Source organism: Streptomyces sp. NPDC051104, assembly GCF_040682835.1.
Classification (GTDB): Bacteria; Actinomycetota; Actinomycetes; order Streptomycetales; family Streptomycetaceae; genus Streptomyces; species Streptomyces cynarae.
The window spans coordinates 51,149-64,371 of sequence record NZ_JBFBBS010000001.1 but is presented as its reverse complement, the minus strand read 5'-3'; the positions used below and the strand labels follow the sequence as shown (position 1 = coordinate 64,371).

13 protein-coding genes and 2 pseudogenes are annotated in these 13,223 nt (G+C 71.9%); 11 read left to right on the top strand and 4 right to left on the bottom strand.

Features of this window, described 5'->3' with window-relative positions; translation table 11 throughout:
- Window positions 1-15 precede the first annotated feature (15 nt).
- Window positions 16-462: a DUF2550 domain-containing protein gene (locus tag AB0N14_RS00310; RefSeq protein ID WP_366023512.1), complete on the top strand. Its 447-nt coding sequence runs from the start codon at window positions 16-18 to the stop codon at window positions 460-462.
- A gap of 67 nt (window positions 463-529) precedes the next feature.
- Here the strand turns inward: AB0N14_RS00310 and AB0N14_RS00305 are convergent, their stop codons facing one another.
- Together AB0N14_RS00305 and AB0N14_RS00300 are read right to left on the bottom strand one after the other, a co-directional pair.
- Window positions 530-2,359, bottom strand: a complete 1,830-nt coding sequence (locus AB0N14_RS00305; RefSeq protein WP_366023511.1) for a glycoside hydrolase family 18 chitinase — start codon at window positions 2,357-2,359, stop codon at window positions 530-532.
- Between the two features lie 50 nt (window positions 2,360-2,409).
- Entirely contained in the window at window positions 2,410-3,525 is a 1,116-nt protein-coding gene (locus AB0N14_RS00300; protein ID WP_366023510.1) for a histidine kinase, read from the bottom strand.
- 150 nt (window positions 3,526-3,675) lie between these two features.
- On the opposite strand from AB0N14_RS00300, the gene AB0N14_RS00295 reads away from it, so the two are divergent.
- The 5 genes from AB0N14_RS00295 to AB0N14_RS00275 all read left to right on the top strand — a co-directional run bounded on the left by AB0N14_RS00295 (window position 3,676) and on the right by AB0N14_RS00275 (window position 7,178).
- Window positions 3,676-4,230, top strand: coding sequence for a hypothetical protein (locus AB0N14_RS00295; RefSeq protein ID WP_366023509.1), 555 nt, complete (start codon window positions 3,676-3,678; stop codon window positions 4,228-4,230).
- 96 nt (window positions 4,231-4,326) lie between these two features.
- Window positions 4,327-5,016 (top strand): response regulator transcription factor, encoded by a 690-nt coding sequence (locus tag AB0N14_RS00290; protein WP_366023508.1) that lies wholly within the window; start codon window positions 4,327-4,329, stop codon window positions 5,014-5,016.
- Window positions 5,013-6,476 carry a HAMP domain-containing sensor histidine kinase gene (locus AB0N14_RS00285; protein WP_366023507.1) on the top strand — a complete coding sequence of 488 codons (1,464 nt, stop codon included), beginning with the start codon at window positions 5,013-5,015 and terminating at the stop codon, window positions 6,474-6,476. The genes AB0N14_RS00290 and AB0N14_RS00285 overlap by 4 nt, the downstream gene beginning before the upstream one ends.
- A gap of 49 nt (window positions 6,477-6,525) precedes the next feature.
- Entirely contained in the window at window positions 6,526-6,948 is a 423-nt protein-coding gene (locus AB0N14_RS00280; protein WP_366023506.1) for a hypothetical protein, read from the top strand.
- Entirely contained in the window at window positions 6,948-7,178 is a 231-nt protein-coding gene (locus AB0N14_RS00275; RefSeq protein WP_366023505.1) for a hypothetical protein, read from the top strand. The genes AB0N14_RS00280 and AB0N14_RS00275 overlap by 1 nt, the downstream gene beginning before the upstream one ends.
- Before the next feature lie 56 nt (window positions 7,179-7,234).
- Here AB0N14_RS00275 and AB0N14_RS00270 read toward each other — a convergent pair whose 3' ends face one another.
- Window positions 7,235-7,807, bottom strand: a complete 573-nt coding sequence (locus AB0N14_RS00270) for a cob(I)yrinic acid a,c-diamide adenosyltransferase (RefSeq protein WP_366023504.1) — start codon at window positions 7,805-7,807, stop codon at window positions 7,235-7,237.
- A gap of 13 nt (window positions 7,808-7,820) precedes the next feature.
- A pseudogene (locus AB0N14_RS00265) lies at window positions 7,821-8,126 on the bottom strand (ABC transporter permease); the annotation flags it as partial.
- 5 nt (window positions 8,127-8,131) lie between these two features.
- Between AB0N14_RS00265 and AB0N14_RS00260 the strand changes: the two are divergent.
- From AB0N14_RS00260 to AB0N14_RS00240, 5 genes and pseudogenes are all read left to right on the top strand, one after another.
- Window positions 8,132-8,710 (top strand): transposase, encoded by a 579-nt coding sequence (locus AB0N14_RS00260; RefSeq protein WP_366023503.1) that lies wholly within the window; start codon window positions 8,132-8,134, stop codon window positions 8,708-8,710.
- 119 nt (window positions 8,711-8,829) lie between these two features.
- Window positions 8,830-8,913 (top strand): annotated as a pseudogene (locus tag AB0N14_RS00255) (TetR/AcrR family transcriptional regulator); the annotation flags it as partial.
- A 126-nt stretch (window positions 8,914-9,039) separates the two neighbouring features.
- Window positions 9,040-9,888, top strand: coding sequence for a 3-hydroxyacyl-CoA dehydrogenase family protein (locus AB0N14_RS00250; protein ID WP_366023502.1), 849 nt, complete (start codon window positions 9,040-9,042; stop codon window positions 9,886-9,888).
- 145 nt (window positions 9,889-10,033) lie between these two features.
- Window positions 10,034-10,357 (top strand): STAS domain-containing protein, encoded by a 324-nt coding sequence (locus tag AB0N14_RS00245; RefSeq protein ID WP_366023501.1) that lies wholly within the window; start codon window positions 10,034-10,036, stop codon window positions 10,355-10,357.
- A gap of 290 nt (window positions 10,358-10,647) precedes the next feature.
- Window positions 10,648-13,152: an ATP-binding protein gene (locus AB0N14_RS00240; RefSeq protein WP_366023500.1), complete on the top strand. Its 2,505-nt coding sequence runs from the start codon at window positions 10,648-10,650 to the stop codon at window positions 13,150-13,152.
- Window positions 13,153-13,223: the final 71 nt, after the last annotated feature.

Here is a 13,223-nt window from a genome sequence, read left to right as displayed (position 1 = left end):
AGGAGGTCGGTGTCGATGGTCCTCGCTCTGAGCGTGTGCGGAGTGGTCGTGGCACTCGTACTGGTGGGGCTGTTCGTCTTCGGCCTCAGGCGCCGCCTCATCCAGCGCTCCGGCGGCACCTTCGACTGCAGCTTGAGGTGGAACGTCCCGGAGGAGCCCGACACCAGCGGCAAGGGCTGGGGATACGGCGTGGCCCGCTACAACGGCGACCGCATCGAATGGTTCCGCGTCTTCTCCTACGCCCCGCGCCCGCGCCGTGTCCTGGAGCGCTCGGCGATCGAGGTGGCCGGCCGGCGCGATCCCGAGGGCGAGGAGGAGCTGGCGCTGCTCTCCGACGCGGTGGTCCTCGCCTGTCACCACCGGGGCACCCGTCTGGAACTGGCGATGAGCGAGGACGCGCTGACCGGGTTCCTGGCGTGGCTGGAAGCCGCACCTCCCGGACAACGAGTGAATGTGGCGTAGACGCATTCACCCTCCCCCAAACGAAGTCCGGGGGAGGGTGAATACCGTTCAGACCCTTCGCTCAGGTTTACGACAGCCCGTTGCTGAGGGCGCTCACCAGCTCACCATTGCTGGTGTCGCCGCTGAACTCCCAGAAGAAGGCGCCGCCGAGACCCTGGTTCTTGGCCCACGCCATCTTCGTCCCGATGGTGGCCGGGGTGTCGTACGACCACCAGTTGCTGCCGCAGTGCGCGTACGCCGTCCCCGCGATGGTGCCGGTGGCCGGGCAGGACGTCTTGAGCACCTTGTAGTCCTCGATGCCCTGCTCGTACGTGCCGGCCGCTGGGCCCGTGGCCGTGCCGCCCGGTGCGTCCTGGGTGACGCCGGTCCAGCCGCGGCCGTAGAAGCCGATGCCGACGAGGAGCTTCTTGGCGGGCACACCGATCGCCTTGTACTTGGCGATCGCGTCGGCCGTGGTGAAACCGGCCTTCGGGATGCCGCTGTAGGACGTGAGCGGGGAGTGCGGGGCCGTGGGGCCCTGCGCGTCCCAGGCGCCGAAGAAGTCGTACGTCATCACGTTGTACCAGTTCACGTAACTCGAGGCGCCCGCGTAGTCGGCGGCCTCGATCTTGCCGCCGGAGGAGCCGTCGGCGGTGACGGCCGCGGTGACCAGAGCGGAGGAGCCGAACTTGGCGCGCAGCGCGGCCATCACGTTCTTGAAGGCCGCAGCGCCGCTGGTGTCACAGGACAGGCCGCAGGAGTTCGGGTACTCCCAGTCGATGTCGATGCCGTCGAAGACGTCGGCCCAGCGCGGGTCGTGCACCAGGTCGTAGCAGGACTGGGCGAAGCCCGCCGGGTCCTTGGCCGCGTCCGCGAAGCCGCCGGACCAGGTCCAGCCGCCGAAGGACCACAGCACCTTGAGGTTCGGGTACTTGGCCTTCAGCTCCCGCAGCTGGTTGAAGTTGCCGCGCAGCGGCTGGTCCCAGGTGTCGGCGACGCCGCTGACGGACTGGTCGGCGGTGAACGCCTTGTCGTAGTCGGCGTAGGAGTCGCCGATCGCGCACTTGCCGCCGGTGACGTTGCCGAAGGCGTAGTTGATGTGCGTGATCCTGGACGCGGACCCGGACGTCACCAGGTTCTTGACGTTGTAGTTGCGGCCGTAGATGCCCCACTCGGTGAAGTAGCCGAGCTTGACCTTGTCGCCGGTGGTCGGGGGAGTGGTGGTGCCCCCGGTGGTGTGCACGGCGACCGCGCCGCTGACCGGACCGGTCTGGCCGGCGGTGTCGCGGGCCTGGACGGTGTAGGAGTAGTCGGTGCCGGCGGTCAGGCCGGTGTCCGTGTACGAGGTGGCCGTCACGGTGGCGACGGCCTTGCCGTCGCGCAGGACGTCGTAGTTCTTGACGCCCTTGTCGTCGGTGGCCGCGCCCCAACCGAGCTTGACCGAGGTGTCGGTGATGCTCGAGGCGGTGGGGGTGCCGGGCGCGGAGGGTGGGTTGTCGCCGGGGACGGTCGTGCCGCCGTCACAGCTGCCGCCGCTGAGCTTGCAGTTGGACGGTGAGCCGGAGCCGCTGCCGTTGAAGCCGAAGGAGACGGAGGCGCCGGGGGCGAGGGTGCCGTTGTAGGACTTGTTCTTGGCGGTCCAGTGGGTGCCGGAGTTGGTGACGTCCGCGTCCCACGCCGAGGTGACGGACGTGCCGGAGGGGAAGTCCCACTCGACGGTCCAGGAGTTGATGGTCGTGGAGCCGGTGTTCTGCACCGTCCACTTGCCTTCGAAGCCGGTGCCCCAGTCCTGCGTCTTGGCATAGGTCGCGGTGGCGGTCGAGGCGGCCTGGGCGGGGCCTGCGGCGAGTCCGACGAGCCCGGCCAGCGGGAGCAACAGGGTCGCGAACCCTGCCGCGGCTCTGTGTCTGAAGCGCATGCTGCGCCTCCCTGTCTTGGGGATGGGGAGTGGTGGGCATGACTGAGCCTTCACGCCCAGGGTGCCGCGAGAATAGAAAGGTCTGGACCAGAGGTCAATAGGTCTGGACCACTGCGCGACAGGGGTGCTAGATCCCCAACTCCTGCGCCAGGACCGCCGCTTGGACCCGGCTTGTCGAGCACACCGTCGCGCTGGACGAGAGACACGGTGACCCTGCCCGGGCGGGCGTGCTTGAGGGCGTTGGTCAGCGACTCCTGGACGATCCGGTACGCGGCCAGCTCCACGGGCGCCGGGACCCTCTCATACTCGGCATCGAGGGTGACGTCGAGTCCGTTGGCACGGGCACTGTCCACCAAGGCGGGGAGCCCGCCGAGGGTGGGGGTGGCAGCGGGTGCGCTTTCGGCGCCGCCGTCGCGCAGGATGCCGATCAGCCGACGCATCTCCTCCAGCCCGGCCACGCTGTTCTCACGGATGACGGCGAGGGCCTCCCGGGAGGTCTCCGGGCCGTCGAGGGACAGCGCGGCCGTGGAGTGGATGGCGATCGCGGACAGGTGGTTGGCGACCATGTCGTGCAACTCTCGTGCCATCCGGGCGCGTTCGGTGGTGACGGCCTGGGTGCGGTCCATCTCGGCGAGCAGGGCCGTCTGTTCGGCGCGCAGGCGTTCGACGACGGCCGTGTCCCGGTGGTTGCGCACCACCCAGCCGGTCGCGGCGGGCACCAGGCTGACCAGCCCGACGCCCGCGCCGATCAGCAGGGCCGGCGGGGTGCGCCAGAGGAGGAACGGGACCACGGAGCCCAGGACCGTGAGCAGGCCGGTGATCCACGGGATGCGGCGGGCGGAAGCGGCGCTGCCGTACAGGACGGCCGCGTACACCAGGTCGGTGTACATCACCACGGTGGCGAGGCTGCCGCGCGTCATCAGGTCCGCGACGATCGCCACGGTCCCGACGAGCAGCGCCGCCCGCGGCCGAGTACGGCGCAGCAGCTCACAGCCCGCCGTCACCACGAGCGGGAGCAGGACCGCCCATCCCGGATCCAGAACGGACATCGGGTCCTCAGGCGTCCGGCTGTACAGGCCGAGCCGGATCAGGAGCAGCCCCGCGAGCAGCCCGCCCACGGCGATCCGCACGTCGTCACGGTGCGGGCGGGGGAGTCGTACGGGCATGGGTCCATCCAACATGGGCCTTGGGCCGCCCGCGTAGTTCCCCGGGACGGCCCGGACTGCATCTTTCGATGTAGGCCGGCCTCCTCACCGCCGACGACGACCAGCCCGTCCCGGGACGGGAGCCTGTGGGGTGAGCGAGAGGAGGGAACCGTGATCGTCGGGTTGGTCGTCGCCTGCGAGGTCGGCTTCTGGGTGCTGTTGGCCGCGGGGTTGTCCGTCCGGTATCTGCTGAAGTGGCGCCGTACGAGTGTGGCGCTGCTGCTGTGCGAGCCGCTGTTGGAGGTCGTGCTGTTCGTCGTGACGGCGATCGACCTCAGGAACGGGTCGAAGCCGAGCTGGGAACACGGACTGGCGGCGCTCTACGTCGGCTTCACCGTTGCCTACGGGCACTACACGATCCGATGGCTCGACGGCCACGCGGCCCACCGGCTGCAAGGAGCCCCGCCCCCGCCGAAGCCGCCCCGGTACGGCCTGGCCCGCGCCGCACACGAGGGCCGACTGTGGCTGCGCACCCTGCTCGCGACGTCAGTGGCCTGCGCGCTGCTGCAGGGCGCGATCTGGTACGTCGGCTCCCCCGCGTCCCTGCGGGACTGGCAGTACGCGTCCCTGCGCACCCTCGGCATCCACGGGCTGATCGCCGTCACGTACCTGCTGTGGCCGAAGAAGGCCCCCGCCCAAGAGAGGCGGACGGCGACCAGGCGCTGATCCGGCGGCTTGACCCCTGCAGCCCCGGACGCCGATGCCGCCCTCTCGCAGGAGCGCCGTACGCTGACCCAGCGACAGGCGGTCCAGGGAGGGCGTATGAGCGACGCGGTCGGGGCGGTGCTGGTCGTGGACGACGACGCGGCCATCCGCCGTTCGCTGGAGCGCGGCCTCAGGCTCAGCGGTTTCCGGGTACGGACCGCCGAGGGCGGGGCCGAGGCGCTCGCCGTCATCCGGGACGCACCCCCCGACGTCCTGGTCCTCGATGTGTCGATGCCCGGTATGAGTGGCATCGCGGTGTGCACACGGCTCCGTGAGGACGGCCAGGACCTGCCCGTCCTCATGCTCTCCGCACTCGACGAGACCGCCGACCGCATAGCCGGCCTCCAGGCGGGCGGCGACGACTACCTCGTCAAACCCTTCGCCCTGCAGGAACTCGTCCTCAGGCTGCGCGCCCTGCTGCGCCGCCGCCCGCCCGCCGACCGGGACGTGCTGCGCGTGGCCGACCTGGTGATCGACCCGGCGGCCCGCACCGCCCATCGCGACGGCCGTCCACTGGAGCTGACCCGGCGCGAGTTCGAACTCCTCGAGGTGCTCGCCCGCAACGCCGGCCTCGTCCTCACCCGCGACCAGCTCCTGGAACGTGTATGGGGCTACGACTTCGACGTCCGCACCGACGCCGTCGACACCTTCGTCAGCTATCTGCGGCGCAAGCTGGAGGCGCAGGGGCGGTCCCGGTTGATCCACACCGTGCGCGGGGTGGGCTTCGTCCTGAGGGACCAGCCGTGAGGCTCTCGACCCGCATCGGACTCGCCGTGGGACTCACCGTCCCGCTCCTCGTGCTGGCCTCCGGCTGGCTGCTGCTGCGCCTGGTCGCCCGCGACCTGCACCAGGAGGAGGACCGCCATCTGCGCGTCCGGGCCGCCGCCGTCGCCCCGGACGCGCGCTCCCTGCTGCGCGCGGCCGCCGCCGACCGGCCCAAGGCCGCCGACACCCGGGAACGCCGGCTCTACACCGCCGCCCTCGACGTCGGCGTACGCGTCGTCGGACCGGACGCCACCTTCAGCGGCGGGCCGCAGCCCGACACCGCGGTCGCCCTGCCGGCCGAGGCCACCGCGCCGGTCACCGTCCGGGACGCCGGGCGCAGCTGGAGGGCCCTGTCGAAGCCGATCGAGGGCCCCCAGGTCTCCGGCACCCTGTGGGTCTTCCAGCCCGACACCGCCGACCGCACCCAACTCCGCCTCGTACGGCGCCGCGTCGTCATGACCGCCCTGCTCGCCGCGCCCCTGTCCGGCCTGCTCGCCTGGGGTCTCGCCACCGGCGCCACCGGCCCGCTGCGCCGCCTCGGCCGCCGTACCGCGGGCCTCGACCCGCGCACCAGCACCGCCCGGCTTCGCCACGAGCCGACCGGCGTGAAGGAGATCGACGAACTCGCGGCCACCCTGCGCACCGTCCTCGCCCGCTACGACGAACAGGCCGCCCGCACCGCCGAGGCCCTGGACACCGCCCGCTCCTTCTCCGCCGCCGCCTCCCACGAACTGCGCACCCCGCTGATGAGCATGGGCACCAACCTCGACATCCTCGCCGACCACCCCGACCTGCCCGAGCCGGACCGCACGGAGGTCCTCACCGACCTGCGCCGGGAGCACGCCCGGCTGCTCGGACTGCTGGTGATGCTGCGCGAGCTGGGGCGCGGGGACCTGGTGGAGGCGGAGGCGTTCCGCACGGTGGACGTGGCGGAGGCCGCCGACGCGGCGGTCGCCGAGGCCCGCCGCCGCGCCCCGGACGCCCGCATCACCTCGAGCGCGCAGCCGGGGCTCACCGTGCACGGCTGGGAGCCCGGACTGCGGCTGCTGCTCGACAACCTGCTCGCCAACGCGCTGGCCCACGGACGGGACGGGCAGGGCGGGGCGGCCGTGACGGTCGGCGTACGCGAAGACGGCCGAGAGGTGGTGATCACGGTGGACGACCACGGGCCCGGGGTCCCGCCCGAATCCCGCGCCCGGATCTTCGAACGATTCCAGCGGGGGCCGGACAGTGCCGGCTCCGGGCTCGGCCTCACCCTGGTCGCGCAGCAGGCGGCGCTGCACCGGGGGAGCGTCACGGTGACGGACGGCCCGGACGGGGCGGGGGCGCGCTTCGAGGCACGGCTGCCCAGGGCGGGCGGAGCGCTGCCCGAACGGCGGGACTGGCTGATCGGTACAGCAGGGGCAAACCGGTCACAGAGTTCCCACAAAGACGGCTCCTAGCCTCCGCGGCGTCGGACGGACGACGGGCCGTCCGGGAACGGAGGAGGACATGGACGCACGACGACGGCGCACCCTGCTCGCGGGTCTGGCCACGACCGTGCTGCTGGTGAGCGGGACCGGGGTGGCCGCGGCGGAGACGTCACCCACGCCCGCGTCCCCGCACACGGCGGAGGCGGCGCCCAAGGGCGACGGGGCGAAGGCGCTGTGCAAGCGGGTGCCGAAGATCGACCGGCGCATCGACCGCGCGCTGAAGCGGCTGGAGGGCGGCGCCGACGTGCGCGGTTCCATCGCCCGGCTGCAGCATCGCGTGGACAACGCGAAGAAGGCGGGCCACGACGAGATCGCGACCTATCTCCAGGACCGCCTCACCTCCCGCAAGTCGCTGGTGACCACGCTGCAGCAGCGGCAGAAGGACCTGGCCGGGGTCAAGACGTGGTGCGCGGACAACGACAACGGCAAGGCGGCGAGCTGATGCGAGCGCTGCGGGCGGGCGCCCCCGTGGTGGGCCTCCTCGTGGGCCTCACCGCGGGCTGCGCACGGGACCACGGCACGGCGGCCACCCCGGCGTCGTCCGGTGGCCCGTCCGCGGCCCCGTCCGCGGCCGCGTCCGGGTTCGCGGACATGCAGCAGAAGGTGGCCGCCGCGGAGTCCGCGCTCGCGCAGGCGGACCGGGACGCGGACCAGGACGGCACCGGCCGCTGAGCAGGTGGGGGTGCGGGCTCAGCGCTCCCACCGGCACGACCGGAGGGGCGTCGGGGTCAGCGTTCGCCGCCGGGCACCCACAGCACGTCCCCGGTCTCCTTGTTCGCGTACCGGGCGAGGATGAACAGCAGGTCCGAGAGCCGGTTGAGATACGTGGCCGTCAGGGGGTTCATCACCTCGCCGTGGATCTCCAGCGCGGCCCACGTGGAGCGCTCGGCGCGCCGTACGACCGTGCACGCCTGGTGCAGCACGGCCGCGCCGGGGGTGCCGCCGGGCAGGATGAACGAGCGCAGCTTCTCCAGGTCGGCCAGGAAGCGGTCGCAGTCCGCCTCCAGCCGGTCGATGTAGAACTGTTCCACCCGCAGCGGCGGGAACTCCGGGTTCTCGGCCACCGGAGTCGACAGGTCCGCGCCCACGTCGAACAGGTCGTTCTGCACGCGGGTGAGGACCTTGACGACCTCCTCGCCGAGGCCGCCCAGCGCGATCGCGGTGCCGATCACGGCGTTCGCCTCGTTGGCGTCCGCGTAGGCGGCGATCCGCAGGTCGGTCTTCGGCACCCGGCTCATGTCCCCGAGGTGCGTCGTGCCCTTGTCGCCGGTCCGCGTGTAGATGCGCGTGAGATTGACCATGCGACCAGCGTAGTTACGCCCCGGCCGTACGGAACACCCGTGTGCCCACCGTCACGGCGAGCGCCGTGAGGCCGACCGCGACCAGGACGCCGTAGAGCATGTGCGCCGTCGCGTAGGAGCCGACGTACGCGTCCCGCACCGCATCCACCAGATAGCGCAGCGGCATGAAGTGGGAGAGCACGTCCAGCCAGCCGGGGGCCAGGGACATCGGCAGCATCAGGCCCGAAAGGAGCATGGACGGCATGGTCGTCGCGTTGATGAGGGGCCCGAACTCCTGCGGCGTGCGGACGTTCATCGCCAGCGCGTACGACAGCGAGGCGCGGTGTGGATCGGGGCATTGTCAATTTCGCCACCACGTCGGACGGCACCAACTACCAGGGCCACCGTCTGTGCCGTTACCGGCGTTGGCAGGCTCGCAAACGCGCCGAACTACAGAAGAAGAACACCCGCTCGGCCACGCGCCGTCTCGCACGCCGCGCGCAGAAGGAGAAACGCCATGCCACCCAGGTGAACCACCGCATCAGCAAGGAGATCGTGTCCGTCGCGCAACGCACCGGTCGGGGCATCGCCGTCGAGCAACTCGGCGGGATCCGCGAGCGGGTACGGCTTCGCCGCGACCAGCGGGGCACCCTCTCCTCCTGGCCTTTCCACCAGCTTGGACAGCACCTGGCTTACAAGGCACGCAAGGCCGGGGTGCCCTTCCTCGAGGTGGACGCGGCCTACACCTCGCGGCGCTGCCCGCGCTGCGGCCATACCGAGCGGGCCAACCGGCCCACGCGGGACCATTTCTGTTGTCGTCGGTGCGGTCTCGCTGGTCCGGCCGACGTCGTCGCCGGGGTCAACGTGCGCCAGCGCGCACGCTCGGCGTGGGTGTTCGTCACCGCACCCGCACCCACCCCCTGAAACAGAAGGGAGCTGGGTGGATCGACCCGTGACCGTCCTGTCGTAGGGGGCAGTCGGGAGCGCGACGAGGTGTGCACGACCGAGTGCACAAGCTCGGCCGTTCACGGCCGAGAAGGTGACGCGAGGTGCTCCTGCTTCTCGACGAGATGGAGGAGCTGTTGAGCGAGAAGGTGCTCAAGTACGCCGTCCGTGCCCCGGAATGACCCGTGCCCGTGTGATGTCCGTCATGTGAGACGTGACGCGCGTTACTAACCGGTCACACCGGCCCTCACGAGCGCTAGTGTCCGCCCGAGAGGCATACACGGACAGCGCGTCAGGGGAGTCGCACAGTGGCACGGAAGCTTGCCGTCATCGGGGCCGGACTCATGGGTTCCGGTATTGCCCAGGTATCGGCCCAGGCCGGCTGGGACGTCGTCCTCAGGGACGTCACGGACGAGGCGCTGAACCGTGGCACGGACGCCATCAAGGCGTCGTACGACAAGTTCGTGAGCAAGGGCAAGCTGGAGGCGCACGACGCCGACGCGGCGCTCGCCCGCATCACGGCGACCACCGACCTCGACGCCGCCGCCGACGCGGACGTCGTCATCGAGGCCGTCTTCGAGAAGCTCGAGGTCAAGCACGAGATCTTCCGGACGCTCGACAAGCTCGTACGCGAGGACACCGTGCTCGCGTCCAACACCTCCGCCATCCCGATCACCAAGATCGCGGCGGCCACCGAGCACCCGGAGCGCGTCGTCGGCGTGCACTTCTTCTCGCCGGTTCCGATGATGCAGCTCGTCGAACTCGTCCGCGGCTACAAGACGAGCGACCAAGCCCTGGCCACCGCCCGCGAGTTCGCGGAGTCCGTCGGCAAGACCTGTATCGTCGTCAACCGTGACGTCGCCGGTTTCGTGACGACCCGTCTCATCTCGGCACTCGTCGTCGAGGCCACCAAGCTGTACGAATCGGGCGTGGCCACCGCCGAGGACATCGACCTCGCCTGCAAGCTGGGCTTCGGCCACGCCATGGGACCCCTGGCCACCGCCGACCTCACCGGCGTCGACATCCTGCTGCACGCCACCAGCAACATCTACACCGAGACCCAGGACGAGAAGTTCGCTCCGCCCGAGCTGATGCGCCGGATGGTTGACGCGGGTGACATCGGCCGCAAGAGCGGGCAGGGCTTCTACACGTACTGACACCACGGGCCCCCTCGGGGACCACCCTCCCGGGTGAATTCGGTATCGGTTCGCCAACGATCGGCAACCTGGCCGCTCTCCAGGCAGTCAGACGTTGCACAACCACAACGCGGAGTACACAGCGACGCACTCTCGGGGAGCGCATATGCACATCAGGGGCGACCACGCCGGGCTGGTCGTCGGGGGCCGCCTCGACGTCCACAGCGCGGCGGACGCCCGTACGGTCCTGCACTCGGCCGTCGACGACGGCGTCGGCGACCTGGTGCTCGACCTGTCCGAACTGGACTCCTGGGACGCCACCGGACTCGGGGTGATCATGGGGGCCCACCGGCGGGCCGGGCGGTGCGGCCGGCGGCTGGTGCTGCGCGGTGTACCGCCACAGATGCAGCGCCTGCTGGTGGCCACCCGGCTGCACCGGATCCTGGCCATCGAGGGCGGCATCGGGGTGGAGTCACTGCCCCGGGTCTGACCGGGCGGTGACGGACGGCACGGGTTTCGCCGGCGCTACGCGGGTGACCCGGAAATCAGCCCCCAGGGGTGAACGCCGACGAAACGTGCGTCGCGCGCAATCCTCACGAGACTGTGATGTCTCGGACGGCGCGGTACCCCGCCCTGTCGGAGATACTGACCGAAGGTTTAGGGTTCGGCTGCCCGCCGCCCTCAGGCCCTCGAGCGGGCACCGGACCAGAAGCGACAGCGCAGTGTGCGGCAAGGCCGGGAGGGGCTCAGGCACACGACGCTTTTGGGGGGCTTGGACCTATGGACCCGAACAACGCGGGACCCGAGCAGTACGGCCGGGACGGCGCTGGCGACGCGCCGGGCCGACGACCGCCGCGGGACCCCATCACACCCGACTTCGGACAGCCGGCACCGGCACTCGCCCGTACCGTCCAGCTCGTGACGGGCGACTTCCTGCTCACCGTCAACCCGGTCGACGGCAGCGAGATCGAGGTCTGCCCGCCCGGGGAGCGCCCCGCGCGCCCGGCCAAGTACACCGCCGACGAGCGCAGCGGCCGCGAGCGCGCCGCCAGGCCGCCCGTACCGCCCGGGCCCTCGCAGGCACGGCTGCCGCTGCTCGAGCGCCAGGAGGAACGCGAACGGCTGGTGCGGCTGCTCGCCCGCGGCCGCTCGGTCCGGCTCACCGGACCCTCCGGCTCCGGCCGCACCACGCTCCTCGACGTCGTCGCCGAGGACTGCGCGGATCTCGCGCCCGACGGCGTGGTACGCCTGACCGGCTACCGGCGCACCACCGGCGACCTGCTGTACGACCTCTTCGCCGCCGTCCACAAGGCGCCCCGGCACCGGCCCGACCGGGAGGAGCTGCTCGAGTACGTCCGCGGGATCGGCGCCGTCGTCGTCCTGGACGACCTGGAGTTCGGCGGCAGTGCGCTCGACGAGCTGCTGGACGCCACACCCGAGTGCGCTTTCCTGCTCTCCGCCACGCCCGACGTGCCCGCGCCCTCCGCCGACTCGCACGTGGAGGAGGTCTTCCTGGGCGGACTCGCCCGCGCGGGAGGCCTGGAACTCCTCGAACGCGCCGTCGGCCGCGACCTCACCGAGGAGGAGGCGAACTGGGCGGGCGACCTGTGGTTCGAGTCCGAGGGACTGCCGCTGCGCTTCGTGCAGGCCGGGGCGCTGCTCAGGCAGCGCGACCGGCAGCGGGCCGACGAGGGCGCCGTCGACGAGTTCGGCGTCTTCCAGGACGTCGACGTCCCCATCGACGCGCCCTTCGACGCCGGGGACGGCCGTGACGTGCCGCTGCCGTCGCTCGCCGAAGCGGCCGCGCCCGCCCCGCTGCTCGCCTCCCGGCTCAGCGCCTCGGCGCGCGAGACGCTGAAGTTCGCGGTCGCGCTCGGCGGAGAGGTGCCGCACCAGACGCACCTGCCGGCCCTCGTCGACGACACCCACGCGGACGCGGCGCTCGCCGAACTCGTCGGCTGCGCCCTGGTCTCCCCGGTCGGCTCCCGCTACCGGCTCGCGGCCGGAGTGCTGACCCAGTTGGAGGCCGCCGGATACGCGACCGGCGCGGAGGAGTACGCGCTCAAGGCCGCCCAGCACTACTCCTGGTGGGCCGGGCACCCTTCGGTCACGCCCGAGAGGGTCTCCGCGGAGGCCGACGCCATACTGGCCGCGCTGACCGCCCTGGTGCCGGTCACCTCCCCCAAGCTCTCGCCTTCGCTCGAGCAGGAGGGACCCCCATCGCCCGCCGAGGGCGAGGACAGCGCGGCGGTACGACTGGCCCGGCAGGCGGCGCCCGCGCTGGCCGCGGGGCTGCACTGGGGCGCCTGGGAGCGGGCACTGCGCTCCGGCGCGGAGGCGTCCCGGCTGGCCGGTGAGGTCGGGGAGCAGGCCTACTTCCACCACGAGCTGGGCATCCTCGCGCTCTGCGGCGGACAGCTCGACCGGGCCCGGGCCGAGTTGGAGGCGTCCATCGGGCTGCGCGGCGCCCTCGCCGACAAGCGCGGCACGGTCGCGGGGCGGCGTGCCCTCGCGCTCGTCGCCGACCGGTCCGGTGAGACGCCGCCCGGTGTGGAGCCGCCCGCCGAACCGACGCCGCCGACCGGCTTCCTGGTGCCCACGCCCTCCGGTGACATGGGGGCCCTGCTCACCCAGCAGGCGCCGGTCCGCTCGTCCGGCGGCCTGCGAGGCGTGGCCAAGGGCACCCGGCGCAACCTGGTGGCCGCGGGCGCGGGCGCGGCGCTGGTCGCGGTGCTCGGCACGGTGGTCACGCTCGGCATGACGTCCAACAACGACGGCAAGTCCCCGGCGGACCAGGTCCGCGTGGGCCCTTCGGCAAGCCAGGGCACGGAAGGCGGGAGCTTGGGCGCGGACAAGGCGGGCGACGACTCGGGCGGCAAGGCCGGTTCGGGCTCGGTGGGCGCGGCGACGGCGAAGGCTCCCGGCGAGGCCGGCACGCCCGGTACTACGGGCAGTCCGACGCCGGGCACCTCGGATCAGCCGTCGAGCGATCCGACGGGTACGCAGGGGGCGACTCCGCCGAAGTCGACCTCGAAGCCGCCGTCGAAGCCGACTCCGCCGAAGTCGTCCATGCCGACGCCCTCCAAGTCGTCGTCGAGTCCCCCGTCGCAGGGTCCGACGCAGGCACCCACGCCCACCTCACCGACACCGACGACCTCGGCCCCGCCTAGCACGTCCACGTCCGCGAGCGGCCCCGCCTCCAGCGCCCCTGCCACGTCAAGCAGTTCCGCAAGCGCCCCCACCACCGGCTCCGGCACCCCGAGCAGCACCGGCACGGTGATATAGCGCCCCGGCGACGTAAGAGGGCCGAGTCCGCCTCCCGGACCCGGCCCTCCGTCGCCGTACCGTCCCTCGGG

What these genes read in the sequence shown, in the direction of transcription:
- AB0N14_RS00310 (WP_366023512.1), top strand. Translation starts at nt 16, where the DNA reads ATGGTCCTCGCTCTGAGCGTGTGCGGAGTGGTCGTGGCACTCGTACTG.
- AB0N14_RS00305 (WP_366023511.1), bottom strand. Translation starts at nt 2,359, where the DNA reads ATGCGCTTCAGACACAGAGCCGCGGCAGGGTTCGCGACCCTGTTGCTC.
- AB0N14_RS00300 (WP_366023510.1), bottom strand. Translation starts at nt 3,525, where the DNA reads ATGCCCGTACGACTCCCCCGCCCGCACCGTGACGACGTGCGGATCGCC.
- AB0N14_RS00290 (WP_366023508.1), top strand. Translation starts at nt 4,327, where the DNA reads ATGAGCGACGCGGTCGGGGCGGTGCTGGTCGTGGACGACGACGCGGCC.
- AB0N14_RS00280 (WP_366023506.1), top strand. Translation starts at nt 6,526, where the DNA reads ATGGACGCACGACGACGGCGCACCCTGCTCGCGGGTCTGGCCACGACC.
- AB0N14_RS00275 (WP_366023505.1), top strand. Translation starts at nt 6,948, where the DNA reads ATGCGAGCGCTGCGGGCGGGCGCCCCCGTGGTGGGCCTCCTCGTGGGC.
- AB0N14_RS00270 (WP_366023504.1), bottom strand. Translation starts at nt 7,807, where the DNA reads ATGGTCAATCTCACGCGCATCTACACGCGGACCGGCGACAAGGGCACG.
- AB0N14_RS00245 (WP_366023501.1), top strand. Translation starts at nt 10,034, where the DNA reads ATGCACATCAGGGGCGACCACGCCGGGCTGGTCGTCGGGGGCCGCCTC.
- AB0N14_RS00240 (WP_366023500.1), top strand. Translation starts at nt 10,648, where the DNA reads ATGGACCCGAACAACGCGGGACCCGAGCAGTACGGCCGGGACGGCGCT.